This is a genomic window from Arenibacter palladensis, from assembly GCF_900129275.1.
GTDB lineage: Bacteria > Bacteroidota > Bacteroidia > Flavobacteriales > Flavobacteriaceae > Arenibacter > Arenibacter palladensis.
On record NZ_FQUX01000013.1, the window covers coordinates 51,959 to 78,573 of the forward strand.

General features: G+C 39.6%; 26 protein-coding genes and 2 tRNA genes. 11 read left to right on the forward strand and 17 right to left on the reverse strand.

The features are described 5' to 3' along the window. The 3 genes from BUA60_RS21985 to BUA60_RS21995 form a co-directional block, all read right to left on the reverse strand. Entirely contained in the window at positions 1 to 1,464 is a 1,464-nt protein-coding gene (locus BUA60_RS21985; RefSeq protein WP_072865611.1) for a phytoene desaturase family protein, read from the reverse strand. Between the two features lie 201 nt (positions 1,465 to 1,665). Continuing rightward, a tRNA-Leu gene (locus BUA60_RS21990) sits at positions 1,666 to 1,752 on the reverse strand. A 107-nt stretch (positions 1,753 to 1,859) separates the two neighbouring features. Then, positions 1,860 to 1,932, reverse strand: a tRNA-Lys gene (locus BUA60_RS21995). 136 nt (positions 1,933 to 2,068) lie between these two features. On the opposite strand from BUA60_RS21995, the gene BUA60_RS22000 reads away from it, so the two are divergent. After that, a complete protein-coding gene (locus tag BUA60_RS22000; protein WP_072865614.1) occupies positions 2,069 to 2,584 on the forward strand; it encodes a shikimate kinase in 516 nt (171 codons plus the stop codon). Here the strand turns inward: BUA60_RS22000 and BUA60_RS22005 are convergent. The 3 genes from BUA60_RS22005 to BUA60_RS22015 are packed head-to-tail and all read right to left on the reverse strand — an operon-like array spanning position 2,573 to position 4,027. Then, complete coding sequence (locus BUA60_RS22005; RefSeq protein ID WP_072865652.1) at positions 2,573 to 3,073, reverse strand: phosphoribosyltransferase family protein; 501 nt, start codon at positions 3,071 to 3,073, stop codon at positions 2,573 to 2,575. The two genes, BUA60_RS22000 and BUA60_RS22005, sit on opposite strands and share 12 nt — an antisense overlap. A gap of 8 nt (positions 3,074 to 3,081) precedes the next feature. Continuing rightward, complete coding sequence (locus tag BUA60_RS22010; RefSeq protein WP_072865616.1) at positions 3,082 to 3,669, reverse strand: methyltransferase domain-containing protein; 588 nt, start codon at positions 3,667 to 3,669, stop codon at positions 3,082 to 3,084. Then, positions 3,653 to 4,027 (reverse strand): RNA-binding S4 domain-containing protein, encoded by a 375-nt coding sequence (locus BUA60_RS22015; RefSeq protein WP_072865618.1) that lies wholly within the window; start codon positions 4,025 to 4,027, stop codon positions 3,653 to 3,655. Before BUA60_RS22015 ends, BUA60_RS22010 begins: the two co-directional genes overlap by 17 nt. A 150-nt stretch (positions 4,028 to 4,177) precedes the next feature. Between BUA60_RS22015 and BUA60_RS22020 the strand changes: the two genes are divergently transcribed. Further along, positions 4,178 to 5,095 carry an FKBP-type peptidyl-prolyl cis-trans isomerase gene (locus tag BUA60_RS22020; RefSeq protein WP_072865620.1) on the forward strand — a complete coding sequence of 306 codons (918 nt, stop codon included), beginning with the start codon at positions 4,178 to 4,180 and terminating at the stop codon, positions 5,093 to 5,095. Positions 5,096 to 5,175: 80 nt separating this feature from the next. On the opposite strand, the gene BUA60_RS22025 is transcribed toward BUA60_RS22020, so the two are convergent. The 3 genes from BUA60_RS22025 to BUA60_RS22035 form a co-directional block, all read right to left on the reverse strand. Beyond that, entirely contained in the window at positions 5,176 to 5,754 is a 579-nt protein-coding gene (locus BUA60_RS22025; RefSeq protein WP_072865622.1) for an outer membrane beta-barrel protein, read from the reverse strand. Positions 5,755 to 5,989: 235 nt separating this feature from the next. Further along, positions 5,990 to 6,943 carry a transketolase family protein gene (locus tag BUA60_RS22030; protein ID WP_031444766.1) on the reverse strand — a complete coding sequence of 318 codons (954 nt, stop codon included), beginning with the start codon at positions 6,941 to 6,943 and terminating at the stop codon, positions 5,990 to 5,992. Positions 6,944 to 6,980: 37 nt separating this feature from the next. Continuing rightward, positions 6,981 to 7,835 carry a transketolase gene (locus BUA60_RS22035; protein WP_262483054.1) on the reverse strand — a complete coding sequence of 285 codons (855 nt, stop codon included), beginning with the start codon at positions 7,833 to 7,835 and terminating at the stop codon, positions 6,981 to 6,983. 159 nt (positions 7,836 to 7,994) lie between these two features. On the opposite strand from BUA60_RS22035, the gene tgt reads away from it, so the two are divergent. The 6 genes from tgt (at position 7,995) to BUA60_RS22065 (ending at position 15,248) form a co-directional block, all read left to right on the forward strand. Then, complete coding sequence (gene tgt, locus BUA60_RS22040; protein WP_072865654.1) at positions 7,995 to 9,125, forward strand: tRNA guanosine(34) transglycosylase Tgt; 1,131 nt, start codon at positions 7,995 to 7,997, stop codon at positions 9,123 to 9,125. A gap of 3 nt (positions 9,126 to 9,128) precedes the next feature. Then, positions 9,129 to 10,208 (forward strand): LptF/LptG family permease, encoded by a 1,080-nt coding sequence (locus BUA60_RS22045; RefSeq protein ID WP_072865656.1) that lies wholly within the window; start codon positions 9,129 to 9,131, stop codon positions 10,206 to 10,208. Then, positions 10,195 to 11,103, forward strand: coding sequence for a DMT family transporter (locus BUA60_RS22050; RefSeq protein WP_072865626.1), 909 nt, complete (start codon positions 10,195 to 10,197; stop codon positions 11,101 to 11,103). Before BUA60_RS22045 ends, BUA60_RS22050 begins: the two co-directional genes overlap by 14 nt. Positions 11,104 to 11,146: 43 nt before the next feature. Next, a complete protein-coding gene (locus tag BUA60_RS22055; RefSeq protein ID WP_072865628.1) occupies positions 11,147 to 12,100 on the forward strand; it encodes an acetyl-CoA carboxylase carboxyltransferase subunit alpha in 954 nt (317 codons plus the stop codon). Between the two features lie 156 nt (positions 12,101 to 12,256). Further along, positions 12,257 to 13,804, forward strand: coding sequence for a replicative DNA helicase (dnaB, locus tag BUA60_RS22060; protein ID WP_072865630.1), 1,548 nt, complete (start codon positions 12,257 to 12,259; stop codon positions 13,802 to 13,804). A gap of 223 nt (positions 13,805 to 14,027) precedes the next feature. Further along, positions 14,028 to 15,248, forward strand: coding sequence for an asparagine synthetase B (locus BUA60_RS22065; RefSeq protein WP_317043226.1), 1,221 nt, complete (start codon positions 14,028 to 14,030; stop codon positions 15,246 to 15,248). Between the two features lie 247 nt (positions 15,249 to 15,495). Here BUA60_RS22065 and BUA60_RS22070 read toward each other — a convergent pair whose 3' ends face one another. Next, positions 15,496 to 16,845 (reverse strand): hypothetical protein, encoded by a 1,350-nt coding sequence (locus BUA60_RS22070; RefSeq protein ID WP_072865632.1) that lies wholly within the window; start codon positions 16,843 to 16,845, stop codon positions 15,496 to 15,498. Positions 16,846 to 16,866: 21 nt separating this feature from the next. Next, positions 16,867 to 19,287 (reverse strand): TonB-dependent receptor, encoded by a 2,421-nt coding sequence (locus BUA60_RS22075; RefSeq protein ID WP_084532724.1) that lies wholly within the window; start codon positions 19,285 to 19,287, stop codon positions 16,867 to 16,869. 71 nt (positions 19,288 to 19,358) lie between these two features. Here BUA60_RS22075 and BUA60_RS22080 point away from each other — a divergent pair, with 71 nt between their 5' ends. Next, positions 19,359 to 20,381: a helix-turn-helix domain-containing protein gene (locus BUA60_RS22080; RefSeq protein WP_072865634.1), complete on the forward strand. Its 1,023-nt coding sequence runs from the start codon at positions 19,359 to 19,361 to the stop codon at positions 20,379 to 20,381. Positions 20,382 to 20,394: 13 nt separating this feature from the next. On the opposite strand, the gene BUA60_RS22085 is transcribed toward BUA60_RS22080, so the two are convergent. Further along, positions 20,395 to 21,195, reverse strand: coding sequence for an HAD family hydrolase (locus BUA60_RS22085; protein ID WP_072865636.1), 801 nt, complete (start codon positions 21,193 to 21,195; stop codon positions 20,395 to 20,397). Positions 21,196 to 21,313: 118 nt separating this feature from the next. Here BUA60_RS22085 and BUA60_RS22090 point away from each other — a divergent pair, with 118 nt between their 5' ends. Both BUA60_RS22090 and BUA60_RS22095 read left to right on the forward strand, forming a co-directional pair. After that, complete coding sequence (locus tag BUA60_RS22090; RefSeq protein ID WP_072865638.1) at positions 21,314 to 21,736, forward strand: secondary thiamine-phosphate synthase enzyme YjbQ; 423 nt, start codon at positions 21,314 to 21,316, stop codon at positions 21,734 to 21,736. Positions 21,737 to 21,790: 54 nt separating this feature from the next. Then, entirely contained in the window at positions 21,791 to 22,063 is a 273-nt protein-coding gene (locus BUA60_RS22095; protein ID WP_072865640.1) for an EF-hand domain-containing protein, read from the forward strand. Positions 22,064 to 22,308: 245 nt separating this feature from the next. On the opposite strand, the gene BUA60_RS23135 is transcribed toward BUA60_RS22095, so the two are convergent. The 5 genes from BUA60_RS23135 to thrS all read right to left on the reverse strand — a co-directional run bounded on the left by BUA60_RS23135 (position 22,309) and on the right by thrS (position 26,191). Further along, positions 22,309 to 22,452, reverse strand: coding sequence for a hypothetical protein (locus tag BUA60_RS23135; RefSeq protein WP_178347052.1), 144 nt, complete (start codon positions 22,450 to 22,452; stop codon positions 22,309 to 22,311). Positions 22,453 to 22,941: 489 nt separating this feature from the next. Continuing rightward, positions 22,942 to 23,286 carry a 50S ribosomal protein L20 gene (rplT, locus tag BUA60_RS22100; RefSeq protein ID WP_031444752.1) on the reverse strand — a complete coding sequence of 115 codons (345 nt, stop codon included), beginning with the start codon at positions 23,284 to 23,286 and terminating at the stop codon, positions 22,942 to 22,944. Positions 23,287 to 23,375: 89 nt separating this feature from the next. Further along, on the reverse strand, positions 23,376 to 23,573 hold the full coding sequence (gene rpmI / locus BUA60_RS22105) for a 50S ribosomal protein L35 (RefSeq protein WP_072865642.1): 198 nt from the start codon (positions 23,571 to 23,573) through the stop codon (positions 23,376 to 23,378). A 94-nt stretch (positions 23,574 to 23,667) separates the two neighbouring features. Continuing rightward, entirely contained in the window at positions 23,668 to 24,222 is a 555-nt protein-coding gene (gene infC, locus BUA60_RS22110) for a translation initiation factor IF-3 (protein WP_083260705.1), read from the reverse strand. 28 nt (positions 24,223 to 24,250) lie between these two features. Then, on the reverse strand, positions 24,251 to 26,191 hold the full coding sequence (gene thrS, locus BUA60_RS22115; RefSeq protein WP_072865646.1) for a threonine--tRNA ligase: 1,941 nt from the start codon (positions 26,189 to 26,191) through the stop codon (positions 24,251 to 24,253). Between the last annotated feature and the right edge of the window lie 424 nt (positions 26,192 to 26,615).

Genomic DNA, 26,615 nt, shown 5'->3' on the forward strand with positions numbered 1-26,615 from the left:
TTATGTTTTTTGATGTTTAACAATAAGTTCTGAAACCAATTTTCCGGAAATAAGGGCCGGTGGTACACCAGGGCCGGGAACGGTGAGCTGCCCGGTAAAAAATAGATTATCTACTTTTTTGCTGTGTAATTTGGGTCTAAGAAAGGCTGTTTGCAAAAGGGTATTGGCCATACCATAGGCATTTCCCTTATAGGAATTGTACTGGTCTATAAAATCGTTTACACAAAAGTCTTCCTTAAAAAGGATGCTGCTTTTTACTTGTTGACCGGTAAGTTTTTGAAACCTGTTTAAAATAATATCAAAATACTTATTTCGTAGTTCTTGGGTGTCCTCTAAACCTGGGGCAATGGGAATTAGGAAAAAGCCTGTTTCACAACCTATAGGAGCCATGGTGGAATCCGTAATGGACGGAAAGTTGGCATAGAAGAGTGGTGCTTCCGGCCATTTGGGGTCGTCATATATTTCTTGGGCGTGTTGCTCAAAGCTGGTGTCGAAAAATAAGTTATGATGGGATACGTTTTGTAACTTTTTATTAAACCCCACATAAAATAATAAGGATGACGGGGCAAAGGTCTTTTTCTTCCAGTAAGCTTCGGAGTATTGACGAAATTGTGGGTCCAACAGCGTTTCCGAATGGTGGTAATCGGCGCCACTAAGTACTACATCTGCTTTAATACTGTTTCCATTGACTTTAATGCCGGTGGCCCTACCCTTGGCTACTTCTATCTTTGTTACGGTTTCATCGGTATAAATTTTGACTCCCAATTCCAAGGCCAAATGCTCCATGGCTCTAATTACCTGGTACATTCCGCCTTTGGGATGCCAAGTGCCCAGTCCAAAATCGGCAAAATTCATAAAACTATAAAAGGAAGGGGTTTTGCTGGGTTTGGCCCCTAGGAAGAGAACAGGAAACTCTAGGGTAGAAATTAGTTTTGGGTTTTTAAAACGTTTACGGACCTCGTCACTTATAGATTTAAAGAACTGGTCCAAGCGTACAATGGTATCTTTACTAACCAATTCCAAAGGGGAAAGGCCTGGGCGAAGTACTATCTTGTGTATGGCGATTTCATAATTGTCCTGTGCTTTTTTAATGAATTTGCGTAATGGTTCTGCACTCCCTTCTTCAATTCGTTCAAATTCTTCGCAAATTTTGTCCATACTATCTCCTATGGTAATGACATCGTCTGAAAAGTAAATATTATAGGCGGGATCCAACTTATTCAGTTGATAGTATTCCGATGTTTTTTTTCCAAAATCCTTAAAAAAACGTTCAAATATATCCGGCATCCAATACCAACTTGGTCCCATATCAAAAGTAAAACCATCCCGGATAAATTGCCTTGCTCGGCCTCCTACGGTCTTGTTCTTTTCGTAAATAGACACATCGTATCCCTGTTTTGCCAAGTAGCAGGATGCGGAAAGGGATGCAAAACCAGATCCGATGATAATAACTCTTTTGTCCATAGGTATTTATGTATAATTTGTAGCACTATAAGACTGCTAAATGCCATATTATGAAAATAAGGCTTATTTTCTAGATATGTAAGGCAATTTTTGTAATTGACTACGTATTTAAATTTCCTTGTCGGATGTATTGACTAAGCCCAGAGTAGGGTAAGGGAATAAAAAAAAACCGCCAACCTCATTTAAGAAGTAAGCGGTTTTTGGTGCCCACGACTAGATTCGAACTAGCACGTCCTTGCGAACACCACCCCCTCAAGGTGGCGTGTCTACCAATTTCACCACGTGGGCATAATAGTCCTGGAATGGACTTTTTCTGTTTTTTAATAGTCCCTAAATTTAAGTAATTAGAAACTATTTTAAACAAAAAAAGTTAAGTACGAGACTTAACTTTTTTGTGACCGGGCTGGGGCTCGAACCCAGGACCCTCTCCTTAAAAGGGAGATGCTCTACCAACTGAGCTACCAGGTCAAAATGAGTTGCAAACTATTGCTGTTTGCGGGTGCAAATATAAAACCATTTGTTTGTTTTGCAAGGCCTTTTTGAGAATTTTTTATTTTTTTTTGAATTACCACTAAATTAGACCAATTTTACAAAAAATTACAGCGTGAAAATAGTATTCGTAGGGTATATGGGAAGCGGTAAGACCACCATAGGAAAATTGTTGGCTAAGAAATTGAAAATTAGTTTTTTAGATCTTGATGAAGTCATTGAGGAAAGGCTGGAAGATTCCATTTCCAATATCTTTAATGGCAAGGGCGAAATTTTTTTTAGGAAAAAGGAGCATGAATATTTAAATGATGTTTTATCCCAAAAAAACAACTTTATACTGTCAACCGGTGGTGGAACTCCGTGTTATTCTGGAAATATGGATACTATGTTGGAGTTGGCCGATTATGTTTTCTACCTGAAAATTTCTATCCCAGGGCTAGTGAAAAGGTTAATATTGGAAAAAGAACATAGACCCTTGATCAAAAATATAGATGATGGGGATCTGCCCGAGTTTATTGGAAAGCATTTGTTTGAGCGCAATAATTTTTACCTTAAGGCGAATCATATTATTGAGTGCGATAATAAGGACCCAGAGGCTTTGGTTTCTGAAATACAGGGATTACTCGCTTAGATATACCGAATCGTTCTTGGCCTTAAATTCAACATTGATGTGTTCTTGAAGCGATGTGGACAGGGATATTCCCTTATAATCTGCCTTAACCGGATATTTCTTGTGATTCCTATTCACCAATACAGCAGTTTTAAGTTGTTTTAATGGGACGCGTAAAAAATGATGTACTCCGTATATCAAGGTTGTACCTGAATTGAGAACGTCGTCTACCAGGACAACGGATTTATTGGCATATTCCGATTCTGGAATGGAAGTCTTTACGCCACTGGCCAAAGGATTGGACTTGTCCATGATTACTTTGCACAGAATAATGTTGGCCTCGGTAATCTTTTGCAGTACGGCCTGGATCTTTTTGGCAAAGTTTAATCCTCCTCCTTCAATTCCGGCAATGATAATTTCCGGTTCATCAACATTGGTTTCATAAATCTGGTAAGCAATGCGCTTTATCTTATGCTGTATCTGCACATGTGATAGAATTCTATTGGACATAGTCATTTTTATTTAGATTCAAATATAAAAAAGAGTTCCTTATCCGCTCTCGGTTTTATGGAATTGTATGCGGTTTCCAGAGTCTTGATCTTAAATTGCCCTTGAAATAGGTTCTTGTATTCGGTAATGCTACCTCCAAAGGGCGGTCCGGATTCGGATAAGGGGAAATTAAACAGCAGCCCTGCAAGTTTTCCATTGGGTTTCAGCAGTTGCTTTATTTTCTTTACATAGTCCGTCCTAAAACTGGGGTCGAGGGCGCAAAAAAAAGTTTGTTCCAGGATCAAATCAAAATTATTCAATGCCAGATCAAAAAAATTGCCTTCCAGGAGTTGATGCTCTGGAAAATTTGGAATTCTTTTTTTTATGTTTTCCAACGGCTGTTTGGCAATGTCAATGACAAAAACATTGGAAAATCCCTTCTCAACCAAATACATGAGCTCGTAAGCATTGCCAGCACCTGGTATTAGAATTTTTAAGTTCTTATCCGTAAGCTGGTCTATATATTCTTTTAGAGGGGTGGAAATGTAGCCTATGTCCCATCCCATGTCCCCAGTCTCATACTTTTGTTCCCAAAATTCTTTATTCAGCTTCTTCATCCAAGTAACCGTCTATATCCCTTCGGTCTTTTTTTGTAGGTCTTCCAGTACCTTTTTTTCGATAATAATCCTTGGAGAACTTTAACAGCTCATTGTGCTCAAAGGCTTCCTTGGGAGTAGTATCCTTGCGGTAGATATCCACTAATTTAGCGCCTACCCTGCTTTCTGGAATATCCAATACCGTAAATTCATAATTGATCTGGTTTTTCCTTACCACAACTTTATCCATGGGGTATACTTCCCTCGATGGTTTTACTACCTGTTCATTGATTCTTATATGCCCCTTTTTACAAGCCTCCGTAGCTATGTTTCGCGTTTTATAATAACGGGTGCTCCATAGGTATTTGTCAATTCGCATAAACTATTGAAAATCTTTGTTAACGTCCTCTACAAAAATAGTTGAAAATTGTATCTTGCGCCCTTTAATTAAGAAATCAATGAATCCTAATTGGTTATTATTATAATCCTAGGTGGCATTCCGTAATTAAAAGACAATAAAAATAAACTGATGAATATAAAGAGATTTCTTTTACTTGCTTTAATTTTTTTGACTATCTGGTCTTGTAAAAAGGACGATGGGGATGATTTTGAGGTGATACCCCCAAGACTGCTAAGTGAGGTTATTGTTGAAAATGATGCTGAAATTCAGGCTTATTTAAAGACGCATTTTTATAACTATGAAGATTTTGAGGAACCAATTGATGAAGGTTTTGACTTAAGGATCAGGATCGATACCATAGCCGGTTCCAATGCCGATAAAAGATCCTTGTTCGAAGATGCCCTTACACAGGTCATAAACGTTTCTTCCAGTGATTTGGGATTGGATGCGGAAGAAGTTGATATTCCACATACCTTGTATTATATAGTTGCTAGGGAAGGAGTAGGTGAGAATCCTACGCCCGTAGATTCTGTATATTTGAAATATCAGGGTATGCGATTGGACGGAACTATTTTTGATAGTAGACTGGGTTCTCCGGTTTGGTTCGATATGCAGGGTTCCGGAGTTTCAGGTAATTCTGGGGTCATAAAAGGATTTAAGGAAGGAATGCCCAAATTTAAGTCGGGTGGAGATATAATTGAAAATGGCGACGGTACCTTTAGCGTAACTGGAAGCGGGGTAGGTCTTATTTTTATGCCCTCAGGGATTGCTTATTTCAGTGGAAGCGCACCTGGGGCAAGCTATGCACCATTAATGTTTGAAGTAAACCTATTGGCAACCAATACTGCCGATCACGATAGGGATGGTGTGGATACCATTCTGGAAGATTTGGATGGTGACGGTAATCTCTATAACGATGATACCGATGAAGATGGCCTTCCCAATTATTTGGATACCGATGACGACGGTGATGGTATCCTTACCGAGGACGAATTGGGAGACTCCAATAACGATGGTATTCCCGATTATTTGGATAAAAATATTTGAAGTTGACCATATTGGTTCACTAAATAATAAAAAATGCCCCTGCAACTGCGGGGGCATTTTTTATTATAAGTTCATTTTTTTTAAAGTTTCAAGGCCACACTCAAAATTAATTGGTCTGGTCTAGTGTCTATACGGTCATTGATAAATGGTCCTTCGATTACGGTTACCTCATTCTCGCTAAAACCTCTTTCGTATCTTAGGTCTATTCCAAACTTCCCAAAGGACAGTCCGGCACCTATATTTAGTCCTACGGTAAAATCATTTTCTACATCCCCTATCGTAATACCATCATAATCGGTGTCCAAAATATATTGGAAAGCAGGCCCTGCAAAAAGGTTTAACGGTCCAATTAAGTTAACACCTAGCAATACTGGAGCATCCAATTTACTCATAGCCAGACTATTGTTTTCATAGTCCGATTTTGTTTTGGTATAGACCAATTCGGGTCTAAGGTAAATTTTGTCCCCGATAATGCCAAAAACTCCAATGTGGTATCCCACATTTCCCTTGGGATCTTTGTAGGCGTTTTCTGCGGATTCAAAATAATCACCATTGGCGCCGTAGTTAAGTCCGCCCTTGATTCCGAACCCTGATCCTTTTTGTGCATGTGCAGTTATACCCATTAATGCGATAGCTGCTAATAAAACTGTTTTCTTCATCATACTGTGTTCTTTTAAAATTAGAATACATTGTGCAATTTTAGGCACAACTTTTTTAATTGTTTAACCTAAAAAGAAATTATCTTGACACGAAAAGGCGGGGTAATGGCACAAAAAAACCGCTAAATTCTACCTTTATTGCTGATAGGTAGTTCTAGCAGTTTAGTTGAGTTCTGTTCCATAGTTTTCGCCGTTTTCCATGTTAAGAATCCTCATCTCCCTAAAAGGGAATTGATTATTTTCTTTTTAACACACTCACAACGGCGTTCTCTATAGCTTTATTGTTTAATCCGTATTTATCCATTAATTGTTCAGGAGTGCCACTTTCTCCAAAAGTATCTTTGGTTGCAACAAACTCTTGCGGTGTAGGGTGCGTGGTAGCGAGGAATCCGGAGATACTTTCACCAAGTCCACCTAAATAATTATGTTCTTCCGCAGTAACTATGCAACCTGTTTTTTTAACAGATTTTAACACAGCTTCCCCGTCAAGAGGCTTAATAGTGTGTATGTTGATGACTTCGGCGGATATGCCTTGTTTTTCTAGATTTTCAGCAGCTATCAGTGCTTCCCAAACCAAGTGCCCTGTGGCCACAATGGTAACGTCCGTTCCCTCGTTGAGCATGACGGCTTTTCCTATTTCAAATTTTTGGTCTACTGGGGTAAAGTTGGCCACTTTTGGCCGTCCAAACCTTAGGTAAACAGGACCGTGATGTTCTGCTATTGCAATGGTGGCAGCCTTTGTCTGGTTGTAGTCACAGGTGTTGATGACAGTCATTCCAGGCAACATCTTCATCAATCCCAAATCTTCCAATATTTGGTGTGTAGCACCGTCTTCACCAAGGGTAACCCCAGCGTGGGAAGCACAGATTTTTACATTCTTATCGGAATAGGCAATAGATTGTCTAATTTGATCATAGACACGTCCAGTGGAAAAGTTGGCAAAAGTTCCGGTAAAAGGAATTTTCCCGCCTATGGTAAGTCCGGCGGCAATTCCCATCATATTGGCTTCGGCGATACCTATTTGGAAGAAACGTTCGGGATTTTCCTCTATAAACTTCTCCATCTTAAGGGATCCTACCAAATCCGCGCACAAAGCAACTACATTGGGGTTGGTCCGGCCCAATTCGGCTAGTCCCGCACCAAAACCACTTCTTGTGTCATTTTTACCTTGATCTATATATTTTTTCATCTGTATTTTCTTTAATTTTTTTGGAAAAGGTTGTGGATTAGTAATCTCCTAAAGTTTCTGGGTTCTGCGCCAAAGCGGTTGCCAATTGTTCGTCATTGGGCGCCTTGCCGTGCCATGCGTGGGTGTACATCATAAAATCTACCCCATGTCCCATTATAGTATGCAGCAGTACGCATACCGGTTTTCCTTTTCCGGTTCTACTCTTTGCTTCTTTCATTCCTTTTAGAATAGCTTCCAGATCGTTTCCTTCCTTAATGTCCAGAACATCCCATCCAAAGGCTTCAAATTTCTTCTTTAGGTCTCCCATTGGAAGTACGTCGTCCGTAGCTCCGTCTATCTGTTGGCCATTATAATCAATGGTCGCAATAATATTGTCTACTTTCTTACCAGCGGCATACATAATGGCCTCCCAGTTCTGACCTTCCTGTAACTCGCCGTCACCGTGTAGGGTATAGACCAGTTTGGAGTCTTTGTTGAGTTTTTTGGCCTGTGCCGCACCCAAGGCCACGGACATGCCCTGTCCCAACGAACCTGAGGCTATACGTACACCTGGCAAACCTTCATGAGTGGTAGGGTGGCCTTGTAGACGCGAATCTATTAATCTAAAGGTATTTAATTCATCAACTGGAAAGTAGCCTTTTCTTGCCAGAACACTGTAGAAAACAGGGGATATGTGACCATTGGACAAAAAGAAAAGATCTTCACCTTTACCGTCCATATCAAATTCATCCTTAAGCTCCATGATTTCATTGTAAAGGGCAACGAAAAATTCTGTACATCCCAAGGAACCTCCTGGATGTCCAGAGTTTACCTTATGAACCATTCTTAGAATGTCCCTGCGAACTTGAACGGTCAAATCTTGTAATTCTTGAAGTTTTGGCATTTTATCTATATTTTTTAAACTTTTCAAAAGTAATGGCAATCTTTTGGGTACACAAGCAGGAATTATAATATTTTATCAACTATAATGGACCATAACAGAACTTTATTTTTTTGTTAAGGTTTTAATGGCTCCGAGTTGACTATATTTGCGGCTTTAAATAGATTTTTTTTGAAATTTACCTTACAACATTCGGACACAAGGACAAAGGCTAGGGCGGCCGAGCTTATTACGGACCACGGCAAGATAGAAACCCCCATTTTTATGCCTGTAGGTACGGTAGCTTCCGTAAAGGGGGTGCACCAAAGGGAATTGAAGGAGGAGATAAATCCTGACATTATTTTAGGGAATACATACCATTTGTATTTAAGGCCTAAAACCGAAATACTGAAACAGGCTGGAGGACTTCATAAATTTATGAATTGGGACCGCAATATCTTAACGGATAGTGGTGGTTATCAGGTCTACTCCTTGTCGGATAACAGAAAGATAAAGGAAGAAGGGGTTAAGTTTAAATCCCATATTGATGGTTCCTACCATGTGTTTACCCCGGAGAATGTTATGGAGATTCAACGTGTCATAGGAGCAGACATTATTATGGCATTTGATGAATGTACTCCGTATCCATGCGATTATAATTACGCGAAAAGATCCATGCACATGACCCATAGGTGGTTGGAGCGCTGTATAAAGCATTTGGAAAAAACTCCTTTTGCCTATGATTATGAACAAACCTTTTTTCCAATTGTCCAAGGGTCTACCTATAAGGACCTTAGGAGGCAATCGGCCGAATATATTGCTGGGGTAGGAGCAGAGGGTAACGCCATTGGCGGACTTTCAGTGGGCGAGCCAGCCGAGGAAATGTATTCCATGACAGAGGTAGTCTGTGAAATACTGCCAGAGGATAAACCCAGATATTTAATGGGAGTGGGTACCCCGATCAATATTTTGGAGAATATTGCCTTGGGGATAGATATGTTCGATTGTGTTATGCCGACCAGAAATGCTAGAAATGGTATGCTGTTTACGGCACATGGCACTATCAATATAAAAAATAAGAAGTGGGAAGACGATTTTTCCCCTTTAGACGAGATGGGGACTACCTTTGTAGACCATGAATATTCCAAGGCCTACCTAAGGCATTTGTTCGCGGCGAACGAGTATTTGGGAAAACAAATCGCTACCATTCACAATTTAGGATTTTATTTGTGGTTGGTTCGTGAGGCAAGAAGACATATTTTAGCAGGGGATTTCTATGAATGGAAATCTGTAATGGTAAAACAAATGGATAAAAGACTCTAGGTGCTGAGCATAATTGACAAATATATTTTAAAGAGATATCTGGCAACCTTCTTTGTGATGTTGTTGCTGTTTATCCCTATTGGGATAATGGCAAATTTGGCAGAGCAGATCGGAAAAATGATCGATAATGAGGTTCCTCTTTCTGAAATTGTCATGTATTACTGGAATTTTACTTTGGTAATAGGAAACCTGCTGTTCCCCATTTTCCTTTTTCTGTCCGTAATCTTCTTTACCTCCAAATTGGCTAACAACACTGAAATTGTGGCAATTTTAAGTTCGGGGGTTTCCTATGGACGTTTTTTGCGACCATATCTGATCGGGGCATCAATCATAGCTTTAATGATGTTTTTTATGAATATGTTTATTGTTCCCCCGGCAAGTGTGGGATACAATGAATTCAAATTTAAGTATTTAAAGAAAGGTAAACAGGATAGGGTAACTACCAATATTTTTAACCAACTGAACGAAAGTGATTATATCTATGTCAGCAGTTTTGACCCTGCCAGGCAGATAGGGTATAACTTCACCATGGAGCGTTTTAACGAACAGAACACCTTGGATTTTAAGATATCCGCAGCCAACATCCGATGGATAGAAAAAGATACGGTTTATCGACTTACCTCCTACGAAAAGAGAAAATTGGTAAACGATAAGGAGATTGTGGAAACAAAGCGTAGATTGGATACTATTTTCGATTTTAAGATAGACGACCTTACTCCGGTTTCCTATATAGCCGAAACCAAGAATATGTTTGAGCTGGACAAATTTATAGCGGCACAAAGAAAAAAAGGCGCTTCCAATATAAATAGTTATGTGTTGGTGAAGTATAAGCGCTGGGCCCTGCCGATAGCTGCCTTTATCCTAACCATTATTGCCGTGGCGGTGTCCTCGGTAAAGAGACGTGGAGGTATGGGGGTAAATCTGGCCTTTGGTATAGGAGTGGCATTTATATATATCTTTTTTGACAAGGTTTTCGGTACCCTCGCAGAACAATCTGGATTTTCGCCCCTATGGGCCGTGATCATTCCCAACGTTATGTTTGGGGCCATCGCATTTTACTTGTTGCAGAATGCCAAACGTTAAGCTCAATAATTACCTTCATCTACATTTTATAGTTTTTGTCTGGGGCTTTACAGCGGTCATTGGCAAGTTGATTACCATAGATGCCCTTCCTTTGGTTTGGTATCGTATGCTAATGGCTTCCCTAATCATTTTAGGCTATATCCTCATTAGAAAATTTCAGTTAAGGGTACCTCCCAAAACACTATTGATGCTTATTTTAGGTGGCATAGTGGTATCCTTGCATTGGGTTACCTTCTTTATGGCTATTAAAGTTTCAAATGTATCTATTGCCCTGGCAACAATGTCTACAGGCGCATTTTTTACGGCCTTGTTGGAGCCTTTTTGGTATGGCCGTAAAATGGTAGGTTATGAAGTGGTCTTTGGACTAATAGTTATGCTGGGTCTATATATAATGTTTAGAGTGGAGACGGGCTTTCTAAATGGAATACTCTTGGCATTGGTGTCCTCCTTGTTATCTGCCACCTTTTCCTTGATAAATGGTAAACTAACCCAGGAGCAAAGACCATCGGTAATTTCGTTTTATGAATTGGGGAGCGGTGTGCTATTTTTGTCTGTTTTTTTGATATTTTCTGGCAGTTATGACCAAAAGTTTTTTCAACTTTCCATTAATGATTGGTTGTATATATTTATACTGGCTTCGGTCTGTACGGCCTACGCCTTCATCGCTTCCGTAAAGATTCTAAAATATATTTCTCCCTATACTGTTATGTTGACAAACAATCTGGAACCCGTCTATGGGATAATATTGGGAGTTGTACTTCTTGGAGACAGTGAAAAAATGAAACCGCTGTTCTATGTGGGGGCGCTATTGGTATTGTTGACAGTAGTGGCAAACGGGATTTTGAAAAATAGAAAAAAATTAAAAAAAACGACTAATGGGTTACCTTCCCATTAAAGTTTTATATTTGCTCGTTGAAAAGAGCTAAACCTATAAACCTATGGAGTATTTAGATTTTGAACTGCCAATTAAAGAGCTGGAAGAGCAATTGGATAAGTGCATGATAATCGGTGAAGAGAGTGAAGTTGATGTTTCTGAGACATGTAAACAAATTGAGAAAAAACTCGTTGAGACCCGAAAGGAAATATATAAAAACCTAACTGCGTGGCAGAGGGTGCAATTGTCAAGGCATCCCAACAGACCCTATACCTTGGATTATATTAGGGCCATTTGCGGGGAAACCTTTTTGGAATTGCATGGCGATCGCAATGTAAAGGATGATAAGGCAATGATCGGCGGCCTTGGTAAAATTGGGGATCAGAGTTATATGTTCGTTGGTCAGCAGAAAGGCTATAATACCAAAACAAGGCAACTACGAAATTTTGGTATGGCCAATCCTGAAGGATATAGAAAAGCATTGCGTTTAATGAAGTCTGCCGAAAAATTCGGTATCCCCGTGGTTTGCCTAATAGATACTCCAGGGGCATATCCAGGAATTGAGGCGGAGGAAAGGGGCCAAGGGGAGGCCATTGCAAGAAATATTTTGGAAATGACCCGCCTAAAGGTTCCCATTATTGTGGTAATTATAGGTGAAGGCGCTTCTGGAGGTGCATTGGGTATTGGTGTAGGGGATAAGGTATTGATGTTGGAAAATACTTGGTACTCCGTTATTTCACCTGAATCCTGTTCTTCCATACTTTGGAGAAGTTGGGAGTATAAGGAAATTGCGGCAGAGGCACTAAAGCTTACGGCAACGGACATGAAAAAGATGAAATTGATAGATGAGATCGTTCGTGAACCGGTAGGTGGTGCACATGCCAATAGGGATAAGACTTTTGAAATTGTAAAAAATAAAATTTCTTCCCATTATGAGGAATTAAAAAAGTTATCACCAAAAGAATTGGTAAAAAACCGTATGGAAAAATATGCCAATATGGGGGTATTTAATGGATAGTATCCCTTATTATCAAGGTAAAAAAAACTGGAGCGGAAATTCTCCGGTTTTTTTTTGCTTATGAACAAATTTCGTAACTTATCAACAGGTAAATTGTTGAACAACTGTTAATATCCCAAATCTCTTTTTAAATCTTATTTGTATAATTTAGCACTCATGGAAAAAACAAACCCCATTATTGGTCATCGAATAGACAAGTCGACCATCATTAGCCTTGAGAAGGGAAAAATACCCCCTCAAGCTACTGATTTAGAGGAAGTTGTACTTGGGGCAATGATGATTGATAAAAAGGGGGTGGATGAAGTAATAGATATCCTACATCCTGAAGTCTTTTACAAGGATGCCCATAGATATATCTACGAAGCCATTTTTAAGTTGTTTGAAAATTCTGAACCGGTGGATTTATTAACCGTTTCGTCCCAGTTAAAGAAGGATGGTCGGTTAGAGAGTGCCGGAGGCGATTTTTACCTGATAAAATTAACCCAAAAAGTAGCTTCTTCCGCGCACATTGAGTTCCATGCGCGTATTATCCTTCAGAAATTTATCCAGCGTAGTCTTATTAAGATTTCAAATGAAATAATTGAGGAGGCCTATGAGGATTCTACAGACGTGTTCGACTTATTGGACACAGCCGAATCCAAATTATACGACGTAACCCAGGGCAACTTGAAGCGTTCTGCCGAGACGGCCCAGAATTTAGTGATACAGGCCAAGAAGCGGATAGAGGAAATTGCAGGTAAGGAAGGGCTTAGTGGTATCCCATCCGGTTTCGATAAATTGGACAAATTAACTTCAGGATGGCAGCCAAGTGACTTGGTTATCGTGGCAGCTCGTCCAGGTATGGGTAAAACGGCCCTTACCTTGTCCATGGCCAGAAATATTGCAGTGAACTCCAATATTGGAGTGGCTTTCTTTTCCCTGGAAATGTCATCAGTCCAGTTGATTACCAGATTGATATCTTCGGAGACCGGCCTGTCTTCCGAAAAATTAAGAACAGGAAGATTGGAGAAACATGAATGGGAACAGTTGAACGTTAAGGTTAAGGCCTTGGAGACTGCACCTTTGTTTATTGATGATACCCCATCACTTTCTATTTTCGACCTTAGGGCAAAGGCCAGGCGTTTGGCTTCCCAGCACGATATTAAGATGATCATTATTGATTATTTGCAGTTGATGACCGCAGGGGGAAGTCAAAAAGGAGGAAACCGGGAACAGGAAATATCTACCATATCCAGGAACTTAAAGGCCCTGGCCAAGGAATTGAACGTTCCTGTTATTGCTCTGTCCCAGTTATCGCGTGCGGTGGAGACCAGGGGAGGTAGTAAACGACCAATTTTATCGGATTTACGGGAATCCGGGGCAATAGAGCAGGATGCGGATATTGTTTCCTTTATCTATAGACCGGAATATTATAAGATTGACGAATGGGATGACGAAGAACGTTCGCCTACTGCCGGACAAGCAGAATTTATTGTAGCAAAGCACAGAAATGGTGGTCTGGAAAATATTCGTCTCAAGTTCTTGGGGCATTTAGGTAAGTTTGACAACTTGGATGATTTTGATTCCCCTTTTGAATTTCAGTCGAAAATGAATGCGGATGATGATAATCCCTTTATCACCAAAAACCTGCCGAATGCCAACGAAGCCTTTGGTAGTTCCATGAATGATGATTCCATGCAGGATGATAATGATGTACCATTTTAAGGTTGTAAATTGTTCATCCTAAAAGTTACTTTTTTTGGTTTTCCTCTAATTAGCAGTAAAAAAGGTGTTTGCACTTTGTCTCATGGCAATGGGTCATTTTGAAAATTTTAACCCCATTTCAAAACTGAAACATCAATTTTCCATTATCTTTGGGAAGATGCACATTAGATATTGGTACATGCAAAAGTGTTTTTTCTCCCTTTTCTTTATTCTTTTTTTTATAATGGAAGTTTCAGCCTCGTCCATTCTTATTCCTATGGATGCTGATAGTCAGAAAAACCATTTAAAGGCATATGGTATCACCTATTGGGTATTGACCAAACAGCAAAAAGTACAGTGGCTGTTAAATTATAGGGGAGGATCTTTTTTGTTGCCGGATGGGGAAAATATTCGGAAGGAATGTCAGATAAGGGGTGTGTCTTTTGAGATTGTTTCCGATTCCCAGACCCAAGTTATTTTAGAAGAAATTGCAAGTCCTTCTCAGAACCAAGAAGCGGTTATTTTGGAGAAGGCCCCAAAAATAGCAGTTTATTCCCCTAAGGATAATTCACCTTGGGACGATGCGGTTACTATGGTACTTACCTATGCCGAAATTCCTTATGATCAGATTTACGATGAGGAAGTTTTGGAGGACAAATTGGTGCTCTATGATTGGCTGCACTTGCACCATGAAGACTTTACTGGGCAATACGGAAAATTTTATGGCGCCTATAGGGCGGCACCTTGGTATATTGAAGGCAAACAGCAGGCAGAGGCATTGGCCCTAAAATTGGGGTTCAATAAAGTTTCGGAGGAAAAACGGGCCGTGGCACTGAAAATAAGAAATTATGTTATAGGGGGAGGATTTATGTTTGCCATGTGCTCTGCCACAGATAGTTTTGATATTGCCTTGGCTGCGGACGAGGTGGATATATGTGAGCCAATGTTCGATGGAGATCCGTCGGACGCCAATTACCAGGCTAAGCTGGACTATGGGAAAACTTTTGCCTTTACCAATTTTATTTTGGAGCGCAATCCATTGCAATATGAATTTTCTTCGATAGATATGACCAATAAGCGGGATAATGTACCCCGGAATTCGGACTATTTTTCCTTAATGGATTTCTCTGCAAAATGGGACCCCGTTCCTACCATGTTATGTCAGAACCACACAGCACTGGTCAAAGGATTCATGGGGCAGACTACTGCTTTTGCAAGGGAAGAGATTAAACCTACGGTCTTGGTTTTGGGGGAAAATAAAATTAATGGGGAGGCCAGGTATATTCATGGAATTAAAGGAAAAGGATTCTTTACCTTCTATGGCGGGCACGATCCGGAAGATTATCAACATAGGGTAGGGGATCCCAAAACAGAATTGGAATTGCACCCTACCTCTCCTGGTTATCGACTTATCCTGAACAACGTATTGTTTCCTGCCGCCCAGAAAAAGAAGCAAAAAACCTAATATTGAGGCTTTTTGTCTTAGGCATGGTATGGACTATAAACAAAAAAACTGTTGTACTGGCCTAGACCACTACAACAGTTTTATGCTTTTTCCAATTATTAAACGGTGATCCAGATGGTTTCCTCAGAGTATCATTATTCAAAATCTATGGGGAAATTCGATTTTTTTTCAATATAATGCAAAATACCACTCTTTAAAGGTAGAAACTCTAGGGTGATATTTATTCCCCTAATGCACCTCTTTGGATCTAAAAAGTACCAATAAAGTGGCTTCCTTCTACGTTGACCAGCTCGGCACCTTTTGTTACTTCACCTTTTTCGGTATCTACTACGTAAATATTTCCGTTTTGTCCAACAGGAGCTTGGGTAACATATATTTCTGTGCCATCAACTACAAAACCTTGGTATTGGAATAAGTAGAAATCCGGGTCATAAGGGATAGCTTCAATTTTCTGAGCGGTTTTCGCTTCTAAATCCACTAATGCAAAAAATCCTTGGGCCCCGGCCAATCCAATTTCAGAACCGGCATGCTGGTATGCCAGGACGGCTTTTCCGTTGGCGGCTGGTCTCCAGCCAAGAATGTACGCATCTTCAACACCTAGGGCAGTATCTAAACTAAATACATAGGAATCGTCATACTCGTTATTTGCGTCAATTTTTAAAATGTGGGATCCTGCAGGATCACTTTGATTGGCCTGATAAACACTTCCTTTATAAAGGAAGGCATTAATGCTACGGTATCCGTTGGTGTTTCCATGGCCTACGGTAGAAGTAATTACTGATGGATTCAATAAGGATGGGTAGTCCAAGACTATAGTTTTGGATCCTAATATCTCATAATCACTTTCACTTTCCGTAGTGGCGGGATCAACTTTGCTTAAACGGGCTCCAATGTATAATTTATCTCCAGCGGCATTTAATACGGGCATATCAATTCTAGATATATAGTAACCATTTGCTTCTTCTTCTGCACTCAATGATACATCATGCTCTTGATAATTATTTATGGAAGAGTTCACTAAATCTAATGTTACCACACCAATAGTAGCATTTGTACGCGTGTAATTACCGGCATCATCGGTTTCATGTTCTGTGGATACATAAACGGCCGCTCCAGTCTGGTCCCCGTCAAATAATTTGATCCACCTAGGAGCCGTTCCTACATATGGGGCAATACTGATCTCAGAACCTGTTTGGGAGAAGGTTTGACCGCCTTCTACAGTATATTTAGTGTAGTTTCCACCGGTATCTCCTGCATAACTAATATTAAATATAGTGCTTCCATCTTCAGAAGATTGTAACCTTGCAGTTCTGTTGGATGGGGCGATAAACCCATTTTCGAAAGGTTCAATGGAAATAGTAGGGTCTTTGGCGTCTTCACTACTTACTGCATAAATTAGCGTTCCTCCGTTTCCATCGCCGGGTTCTTCACCCATTCTGGCAGCGGCTACGGTTATCCATCGGGATTCGTCCCCAGTTCCTGTTCCACCATCGGTATCTGGGGAAGTTGGGCTATCATCATTACTACAAGAGGTCGCTAGGCCAAGTGTTAGAACAATTGCTGTTAACATTTTAAAGTCAAAAATGGTACTTTTCATATTTCTGTTAGGTTTAAAAGATTAAAAATTATTGATTGTGTAATTAAATTTTAGGTAAAAAGCTCTCCCCGGTTTTTGTACGGATAGATTGTCGTATACAGGTTTGTCGAAAATATTTTTGATATCAAAACTCATTACAATATTGTTGTTGGGGAATTTGTAACTAAGTCCAAGATCTTGTGCCAATTGTTGGGGAACTTTAAAAAAATCATCACCTATAGTGTTGGACCCCTGGGAGGTTAAGTATGAAAACTCCTCCGTGAAATACAGGCCATAGAATAGATTTAATCGTGAGTTTTTTTGTATTAGATCTTTAAATGAATAGCGCAAGCCACCGGTCATTGTAAAAAAAGGTGTGTTTGGAATATCGAATTCCGTTCCATTGGCTGATTCGGTAGTCAATTTAAAGTGCGAAATATTGAAGTTAAGTCCTAGGTTATTGTTATGGGAATAATTTAGTTGGGCATCTATTCCTTTGGATTTTGCATTTCCTTGGTTAACATAGAGTATTAATTCATCATCAACATTTAGCGATGTTTCTATAGGTAAACCAATTCTGTCTTTAATATTTCGAGTGAATACATTGCTTGATATGGTAAACTCATGGTTTTTAATGTTGAACATACCTAATCTTAACCCCAAGTTGTAGTTTTGGCTTAGTTCCGGACCTATGCTCGGATTTGCCACTACATTATCGCCATCATTGCCAAATACTTCGGTTTCGTTCGGTAAACGTATAGCCCTTTCAGCTGAGGCCAATAGCGTGATGTTCGGTATAATGGCATAGGAAAGGGCAAAACCATATCCTTCGTGTTTATTATTGCTACTTACTATTTCGTCAACTATGATGTCGTTCCCATTTGAGTCTTCCTCTATAGCAGGATCAATACTTGTTGTTTTTTGGTGATAGTGTTTTCCAAATAAATTGGCGTTAAGTTTTTCGTCAAATGCTGTTAACTCATAGGTTAGGGAATATATGTTTTTATATAAATCCCGTGTTCCCTTAAATGTGTTTTCCAAGACGGATCTTAAAGCATCACTGTCTTCTCTGTCAATTCCGCTATAAACATGGTTGATCAAAATTTTATGATGGTTATTTATGCTATAGGACAGCCCTGATCTAATAGATGCTACCTTTCTATTAATTTTAGCTAGAGTAGGACCTCCCTCTTGCTGTGAATCCCAGGAGTACTGATATTCGTCTCCTTTGTAATCAATGGCCCTTTCTCCATTCCAACTATAGGCCCAAGCAACGGTATCGTTGACCGCACGATTTCTTTTGCCGTACAGGCCGTGTATATTTAAATCCATTCCTTTTACAAAAAGATTTTTCTTTTGATAAGTTACATTGGCCAGCATGGCATCAGATTCAAAGAACCTATCCTTATAGGGGGTAATGGTCATAAATGCACCGTGTTGAACTTCTTTATATTCATTGGAACCCGTAAGGCCAACTAAAAATTGGTCGGCCCATTTTACATCGGTATAACCAATTTGAGCCATTCCACCGGTGGATCTATATGCATCGTTAAATCTTCTGGCCGTAATAGGAGTTTGCACTCCGCCTAGACCTGTAACTACAATACTTCTACCCGAAACTTTATAGTCATTGTCGGAATAATTATAAAAACCAGAGGCTTTTACGGTGAATCCGGATTTTTCAAAACGATATAAACTATTGACACTTGCTTGTAAGGTGTTGAAGGATCCATAAGAAACGGAAGCATTGAGGTTGTTTTTTGCTTCCCCATCAAGTACAATATTAATGGCCCCACCCAAAGCGTCGTCTGCCAAATGCCCTGGAACTACTCCTTTGTATACCTCAATTTGTTTGATCATTGAAGTAGGTATACTGTTAAGGTTAAATGAGGAACCATATACAGAAGTAGGGATTCCATCAATAAAAATTCTTACAGAGTTTCCGGACAATCCATTTAAACTATAGTTAACGTCAGAACCTAACCCTCCATTTTGACGAATTTTTACACCAACTGTGGTGTTGAGCAATTCGTTGGTTTGAATATTTCGAAGACTGGCTTCCTTGGTTTTTACGGCGTTTACGGCAAAGCCTTTAGTTTCCAGCTCAGTTTCCTTGCTTTTTCCATTAACCGTTACTTCATCCAAGTTTTCAAGGGACTCAGCTAAGGTAAAATCAATCCTAATGTCACTATGGTTTTCATTAACCTCAATGGTTACGGTACGGGTACTGTAGCCTAGATAGGAAACTAAGGCCCTGTGCTTTCCTGGGGGCACCTTACTAATGATGTAAGCCCCATTGTCGTCTGTAAGGACGCCAAGTTTTAATTCCTCCAACAATACGCTGGCATAAGCCAAAGGATTTCCTGCAGTATCACTTACTCTGCCAGACAATGTCCCAGATGGTTTCTGAGCTTGCATGGACGAGACCGTCACCATTAATAAAATGTGAAGTAATCTTTTCATTAAATAATTGATTATTTTTATTAAGATTTAGTCTAAATAAATAACTTTGCAAATCTAAATTATGTTTTCAGTTGGGACTAACGAGAAAGGAATTATTAGTAACGAATAAAGAAGTGACGAATATTGGGCTTTGGAACTTAAGAAGGTGTACACTTACAAATAAAGAAACAGACCAAATTGTATTGGAAAAATCTACCAGTACTTTTATCTCGGACGAACTTAAGGGCAAGATAGGAGGGTGGCAAGAAGAAATTAGAACGGATAAGGCCATGATCCTTATACGTAAATTGTCCCTAACTGATGAATTTGTGGAAGAGGTAAAAGGTCAGGATACCTATATAGGGATTCATTTTATAATACAAGGATCCTATGAGTGCAAGCGTCGTAACGATTCAATTAATTTGGTTATACCTTCTGGTTCTTATAACATTGTTCACTGGTCCAAGGACCTTTTTGACCAGAAACTGATTGGAAAAAATTATGAAGCCTTGGAAGTATTTTTCAAGGGAGAATTTCTTGAGGAATTGTTGGGTAAAGAATATAATGTGGACAACAAAATGTTCGCAAACAACGCTGCACTTGGTTTTTGGAGTAGAGCAAAGCCAATAACCAGGCCTTTGCATTTAGCGATTAATGAGATTTTAAATTGCAATTTAACTAGTAATGCCAAGGTCCACTACCTGGAATCTAAAATTAGATTGTTGCTTATTGACCTGTTTTTGGGGCAAGAAACACAAATAGGTACGAATAGAAAGGTGTCCTTATCGGCATCGGATTATGAAACTATTGAAAATTTGGTTTACTATATGGAGACCCACTTAAAGAAACCATTGACTATTAAGGAATTGTCGTCAGTGGCGGGATATAATACAACAAAGCTAAAAAGTTACTTTAAGAAGGTCCACAATACTACCATTTTTAAGTTTATAACCAGTTTGCGAATGCAAAAGGCCAAAGCTTTGATTCTTGAGGATAACTATACTATTGCTCAAGCTTCTTATGAAGTAGGGTATTCCAACCCTCAACATTTTACCGTGGCATTCAAAAAGAACATGGGATACCTACCTAGTGCCTTGTTGGGTATGGATCAATAATTGGTAGTAAATATTAGGTTTGTGAAAGCATTAATTCCAATATTTTTTCCACTCCATTATTATCATTACTATCGGCTCGGTATTTAGCCGCTTGTTTTACATTGGGATGGGCATTGGCCATCGCAAAACTAAAATCGGCCATTGCCAACATTTCCAGGTCGTTGTTGTAATCTCCAAAAACCATGGTTTCCTGTCTGCTAATTCCGAACTTTTCTTGAATGTGTTGAAGCGCGTAACCTTTGTTGGCGTTCATATGGGAAATATCCAGCCAATTCTCCCCGGAAACTTTTACTTTTAATTCGGATTCTAGATGATTTACCAAAGGATAGATATGCTTTTCGGAACTTTCAAAATGGTAAATGGCTATTTTTAGGACCTCTCCATCAAAGGAGGAAATGTCGTTTAGTATACTAAACTCGGAATAATATTCCCTCAATTTATTTACAAAATCATCGGAATTTCCATTGATGTAGGCATTATTCTTTCCGCATAGCACGGGATGTATACCCTCAACGTTCCTTAAAAGTTCTATAGTGCTTTTAATAGTATTTTGGTTCAAAGGGGTAGCCAGCAATTCTTGGTCTTGCTTTTTAACAAAAGCTCCGTTCTCCGCCACAACTATGATATCATCTTTAATGACATCCAGTTTGTTCACAATACTGTTATATTGCCGTCCACTTGCGGCAACAAACGTAATGTCGCGCTTTTTTAATTCTTGGAATAATTTAAAGAATTTACTGCTTACTTCATGTTTGGAGTTCAATAGGGTGCCGTCCATATCGGAGACCACCATTTTTACCTGTGTTAAATCCATTCAAATAAATTAAGTTGCAAAGGTATTTGATATTGGCTTATTTAATGGCCTTCTTGTATAAAGTTTCACATTTCTTAATATTTATCGAAATTTGAATAAATTACAAATACCAATCGTTATGCTGTTTTATCAAGAAGAATTACGTTTAAAGGCTTATAGTAGGGGCTTTCATTTAATAACGCACACCATATTGGACCACCTTCCACATTTAAAAAGGATTCAAACAGGCATGATGCAGGTGTTCATAAAGCATACATCGGCAAGCCTTACCATTAATGAGAATGCGGATTCCACTGTTAGGTCCGATTTTGAAAGTCATATGAATATCATGGTGCCAGAAAACGCGCCCTATTACCTTCATGATTACGAAGGTTCGGACGACATGCCTGCACACATAAAATCCTCTTTGATGGGAGCCTCTGTACAGATACCCATTAGCGATGGAAAATTGAATTTGGGAATTTGGCAGGGTATTTATTTGTGCGAACATAGGAATAATGCCAGTGGCCGTAATTTGGTAATAAGCTATTTCGGAGTTTAGGCAACTGTATTTTATTTAGTAAATTAGTGTAATATGAATTTTAATGAATAGGATATGGCTACAAAGGATATGATATTGGATAAAATACAGATCCTAATCACCAATAAATTTGAAACTCCAGAGGAGGCTTATAATTTTTTTGATGAAGATGGTGATGGCAAACTCAAAAAAAGCGAGATTGTTGAATTGTTGAAGAAGGCGGAAATTAGTGGATTTTTGCGGGGAATAGTTTCTTCCAAGCTTATTGAAGGTTATGACAAATCTGGCGATGAGTTGATAGACTGGGAAGAATTTAAGGCGGCTATCAGTAAAATAAAAACGACCTAACAATAGTTGGTTCTGGGATCAATCCCAAAAGTTGTGTGTGAATTGCAAGAAGATATAATTTACTATCTCAAGTTTGTGTTCTGTTCATTTTTTGCATCGCCCAAAAAACGAACCAAAAAACGCTAGGCTGATTTTAAATTTCTTTAAATCTACGCATTTTCCACGGCCGCGCCGTCCAGGCCGCTTTCACTAGGGTGAAATGCTCTTTGGACAGCTTCCTGAACCCAATGTGGAAACCACTTGATTTAAGACGAAATTGAAAATAGGCCGGTCCTTTCGTTCCGTCGACCTTCATGTGAGGATAGGTCATTTTCCGTTATTAAATACCTTTGGGCATTGTTCTGAAGGTCTATGGTTCGGTCGTTCTTCTTCCGTCGTGGAGATGACATGGCCGTTAAGAATTATTGAAGCCATGGAAATAATTTAGGCCATGGCATCGGTCCTTAAAATCCAGAGATTTTAGGGACCACCTAGCGAAGAAGGGTCTTTTCTCCTGCCCGACGGCAAGGCGGGTTTGTTTCGTTTTATTCATTGCCTTTGTATTTTATATTAAGGTATTCATGAACCTCCTGCGTCGGTTTCATTGGAAAGCAAAGAAATCGAAGATTCACGAAATCCGATAAAAAAACAATAACAACCAATTGAGTAAAATGATAGAATAATTTAATCATTGGTTTTACTAGATTGCTCCTATTAATTAAAACTATTGATCCAAAAACACGACTGATCAAATTATTCCTAATTTGTCATAAACACAATAATTGTTTCTGATCTTGGTTTAGAGTTGGAGATTCCTGAAGAACACTAACTGGGGATAAAAAAAAACCTGTTCCATTTGGAACAGGTTTTTTACTTATAAGCGAGATAAGTTTATTAATTTATTTTACTTTGTTCACAATAGCCTTGAAAGCCTCTGGGTGGTTCATGGCCAAATCCGCCAATACCTTACGGTTTAGCTCTATGTTGTTGGCTTTTACCTTGCCCATAAACTGGGAATAGGACATTCCGTGCAATCTGGCACCAGCGTTGATACGGGTAATCCATAGGGAACGGAAATTTCTTTTCTTGTTTCTACGGTCTCTATAAGCATATAACATTGCTTTTTCAACCGCATTTTTGGCTACTGTCCAAACGTTTTTACGTCTTCCAAAGTATCCTTTGGCTTGCTTCATTACCTTTTTTCTTCTGGCTCTGGAAGCAACTGAATTTACTGATCTTGGCATAATTTTAATTGTTTTTTGTAGTAGGCGATCCTTTAATGTAGAATACTTTTACGGCCTAACTCCAGGGTTAATAATTACCGTTGGAACGATTACTTTAAACGCAATTGTTCCTTAATACTGTTAACATCCGCCTCGTGCACTAATGCAGAGTGGGTTAACGCTAGCTTACGCTTTTTAGACTTCTTCGTTAGAATATGGCTTTTAAAGGCGTGCTTTCTTTTAATTTTACCACTACCAGTAAGCTTAAATCGCTTTTTGGCACTGGATTTTGTTTTCTGTTTAGGCATTTTCTTCCTATTTATTAATTTATCTCGCTTACTATCTTTATGCTAAAACACTTTTAGCATTTTTATTTTTGCAACCAAAGCCAAAAGGCATAGGTTATTTTTTAGTTTTTGGGGCAATGAACATGGTCATACGCTTACCCTCCAGTTTTGGCATTTGTTCCACTTTGCCCAAATCTTCCAACTCGGATGCCAACTTAAGTAATAGTATCTCTCCTTGGTCCTTATAAACAATGGAACGACCTTTGAAAAATACATAGGCCTTTAGCTTGGCACCATCTTTTAAGAATTTTTCTGCGTGCTTCTTCTTAAATTCATAATCGTGATCATCCGTTTGTGGACCAAACCTTATTTCTTTTACGATTACTTTGGTGGCTTTGGCCTTCATGACCTTTTCCCTTTTCTTTTGCTCGTAAAGGAATTTCTTGTAATCTATAATTTTACACACTGGAGGATCTGCTTTAGGGGAAATCTCCACTAAGTCCAATTCCAGTTCTTCCGCTTTGGCCAAGGCTTCACGGGTGCTATATACACCTACTTCTACATTGTCGCCAACCAACCTAACCTTGGGCGATGAAATACTTTCATTGATGTTGTGAGGGTTTTTGTTTTCCCTCCTAGGTTGGGGTCTAAATCTTTTTCTAATTGCTATGACGTAATATTTTTAGTTAAACTTTTTTTTAAAACGACTTTAAGGTACTGTTTATTTCATTTATTACCAAGTCGGTAAAGGCATTTACGGAGATGGCACCTAAATCTTCACCGCCGTGCCTTCTAATGGAAATGGTTTCCTCTTTTTCTTCATTCTCCCCTACGATCAGCATAAATGGTATTTTATTCATCTCTGCTTCACGTATTTTTTTGCCAACCGTTTCATTTCGGTTGTCAATGAGGGCGCGAATGTCGTTATTTTCCAAGGAATTTAAAACTTTTTGGGCATATATTTCATGTTTTTCGCTGACAGGGAGGATTATAGCTTGCTCTGGCATCAGCCAAAGGGGGAAATTCCCACCGGTATGTTCCAGTAATAAAGCTATAAATCGTTCCATACTTCCGAAAGGGGCCCTGTGGATCATAACGGGTCTGTGCAGTTCATTGTCGCTACCTTTATAGGTAAGGTCAAATCGTTCTGGTAAATTGTAGTCTACCTGGATGGTTCCCAATTGCCAGTTCCTTCCAAGTGCGTCTTTTACCATAAAATCCAACTTTGGACCATAAAAAGCGGCTTCACCACTTTCTATAACAAAATCAAGACCTTTTTCCTTAGCGGCGTTTATAATGGCATTTTCCGCCTTTTCCCAGTTTTCAATAGAACCGATATACTTTTCCGGTTTTTCCAGATCCCTTACGGATACTTGGGCCGTAAAATTACCAAAGCCCAACGATCCCAACACATATAGGGTTAGGTCGATAACATTTTTAAATTCATCCGCCAACTGATCGGGAGTACAGAATATGTGCGCGTCATCCTGAGTAAAGCCACGTACCCTGGTAAGGCCGTGCAATTCTCCACTCTGTTCATAACGGTAAACAGTTCCGAATTCTGCATATCTTTTTGGAAGTTCCCTGTAGCTAAACGGCTTGGTGTTGTAAATTTCACAGTGATGTGGACAGTTCATAGGCTTCAACAAGAACTCCTCATCTTCTTTTGGAGTTTTTATGGGTTGAAAACTGTCTTCTCCGTATTTGGCATAATGTCCAGAAGTAACATAAAGTTCCTTCTGTCCTATATGCGGGGTAACCACCATCTCATATCCGGCTTTCTTCTGAGCCTTCTTTAAGAAATTCTCCAATCGCTCCCGCAGAGCTGCGCCTTTTGGAAGCCATAAGGGGAGGCCTTGTCCTACTTTTTGAGAGAAGGTGAAAAGTTCCAATTCCTTGCCCAGTTTCCTATGGTCCCTTTTTTTTGCCTCTTCCAATAGTTCCAGGTACTCCGTAAGTTCTTTCTGTTTAGGAAAGGAAATACCGTAAACCCTGGTCAACTGATTGTTTTTTTCATTCCCTCTCCAATAGGCACCAGCTACACTTAATATTTTAATGGCCTTTATAATGCCTGTATTGGGTATGTGTCCTCCTCTACATAGATCGGTGAAGGTATCATGGTCACAAAAGGTAATGGTACCGTCTTCCAGATTTTCAATAAGTTCTACCTTATATTGGTTCCCTTGTGATCTGTATAGTTCCAATGCCTCGGCCTTGGTAGCGGAACGCATTTTAAAATCGTGTTTTCCCCTGGCAATTTCCAAGGCCTTTTTCTCAATCTCCGGAAAGTCCTTTTCAGAAATAGAGCCCTCCGCCAAATCTACATCATAATAAAAACCGTTATCAATGGCTGGTCCTATGGTAAGTTTTACACCGGGGTACAGTTCTTCCAGAGCTTGGGCCACAACGTGGGAGGTAGAATGCCAGAATGCGGTTTTGCCTTCCTTGTCATTCCAGCTGTAGAGGACCAGGGATCCATCTTCCTTTAAAGGTGTTACGGTTTCAACGGTAACTCCGTTGAATTTTGCTGAAATAATATTTCGTGCCAAGCCTTCGCTTATGCTTTTGGCTACCGCTAAAGGGGTTGTTCCTTCGGCATATTCCCTAACGCTCCCGTCTGGTAAAGTTATTTTAATCATGCTTTTTTGTCGTAATAAGTGTGCAAAGATAACATCTAGTATTTATGTTGGCAATATATATAGGAACGATTTTATACTTATACATATATAGTCTAGTCGTTTGGCGTTTCCCTCCTTATGTCGGGCCGTGTGCCGTGCCGTATCCCTTGCCCTGCTTTGGGGATGCGGCTGCGCCCCCTGCCCTCTGCGGGCAGGCCCAAGGCGGCCTGTAGTAATTTTAACGCGTCTTTTTTTTGCGGTACGGGGAAAAAGCGTTAAATTGTTTTCCCTTTTTGCGGGTCGTTTGGTGTCGCAATATGCTTGTTGACAGCGGGTTGTGGCGTACCCTCAAAAAAAGGCGAAAAAAGTTTCAAAAAACCCTTGTGGATTTAAAAAAGGGTGGTAGATTTGCACCCCGCTAACGAAGCAATGTCGGAGTCGGCGG

Bases quoted from the DNA above. Each gene is read 5' to 3' on its own strand.
- BUA60_RS21985 (WP_072865611.1), bottom strand. From the start codon at position 1,464: ATGGACAAAAGAGTTATTATCATCGGATCTGGTTTTGCATCCCTTTCC.
- BUA60_RS22005 (WP_072865652.1), bottom strand. From the start codon at position 3,073: ATGTCCAATAGAATTCTATCACATGTGCAGATACAGCATAAGATAAAG.
- BUA60_RS22010 (WP_072865616.1), bottom strand. From the start codon at position 3,669: ATGAAGAAGCTGAATAAAGAATTTTGGGAACAAAAGTATGAGACTGGG.
- BUA60_RS22015 (WP_072865618.1), bottom strand. From the start codon at position 4,027: ATGCGAATTGACAAATACCTATGGAGCACCCGTTATTATAAAACGCGA.
- BUA60_RS22020 (WP_072865620.1), top strand. From the start codon at position 4,178: ATGAATATAAAGAGATTTCTTTTACTTGCTTTAATTTTTTTGACTATC.
- BUA60_RS22025 (WP_072865622.1), bottom strand. From the start codon at position 5,754: ATGAAGAAAACAGTTTTATTAGCAGCTATCGCATTAATGGGTATAACT.
- BUA60_RS22030 (WP_031444766.1), bottom strand. From the start codon at position 6,943: ATGAAAAAATATATAGATCAAGGTAAAAATGACACAAGAAGTGGTTTT.
- BUA60_RS22050 (WP_072865626.1), top strand. From the start codon at position 10,195: ATGCCAAACGTTAAGCTCAATAATTACCTTCATCTACATTTTATAGTT.
- BUA60_RS22055 (WP_072865628.1), top strand. From the start codon at position 11,147: ATGGAGTATTTAGATTTTGAACTGCCAATTAAAGAGCTGGAAGAGCAA.
- dnaB (WP_072865630.1), top strand. From the start codon at position 12,257: ATGGAAAAAACAAACCCCATTATTGGTCATCGAATAGACAAGTCGACC.
- BUA60_RS22065 (WP_317043226.1), top strand. From the start codon at position 14,028: ATGGAAGTTTCAGCCTCGTCCATTCTTATTCCTATGGATGCTGATAGT.
- BUA60_RS22070 (WP_072865632.1), bottom strand. From the start codon at position 16,845: ATGAAAAGTACCATTTTTGACTTTAAAATGTTAACAGCAATTGTTCTA.
- BUA60_RS22075 (WP_084532724.1), bottom strand. From the start codon at position 19,287: ATGAAAAGATTACTTCACATTTTATTAATGGTGACGGTCTCGTCCATG.
- BUA60_RS22085 (WP_072865636.1), bottom strand. From the start codon at position 21,195: ATGGATTTAACACAGGTAAAAATGGTGGTCTCCGATATGGACGGCACC.
- BUA60_RS22090 (WP_072865638.1), top strand. From the start codon at position 21,314: ATGCTGTTTTATCAAGAAGAATTACGTTTAAAGGCTTATAGTAGGGGC.
- BUA60_RS22095 (WP_072865640.1), top strand. From the start codon at position 21,791: ATGGCTACAAAGGATATGATATTGGATAAAATACAGATCCTAATCACC.
- BUA60_RS23135 (WP_178347052.1), bottom strand. From the start codon at position 22,452: ATGTCATCTCCACGACGGAAGAAGAACGACCGAACCATAGACCTTCAG.
- rplT (WP_031444752.1), bottom strand. From the start codon at position 23,286: ATGCCAAGATCAGTAAATTCAGTTGCTTCCAGAGCCAGAAGAAAAAAG.
- rpmI (WP_072865642.1), bottom strand. From the start codon at position 23,573: ATGCCTAAACAGAAAACAAAATCCAGTGCCAAAAAGCGATTTAAGCTT.
- thrS (WP_072865646.1), bottom strand. From the start codon at position 26,191: ATGATTAAAATAACTTTACCAGACGGGAGCGTTAGGGAATATGCCGAA.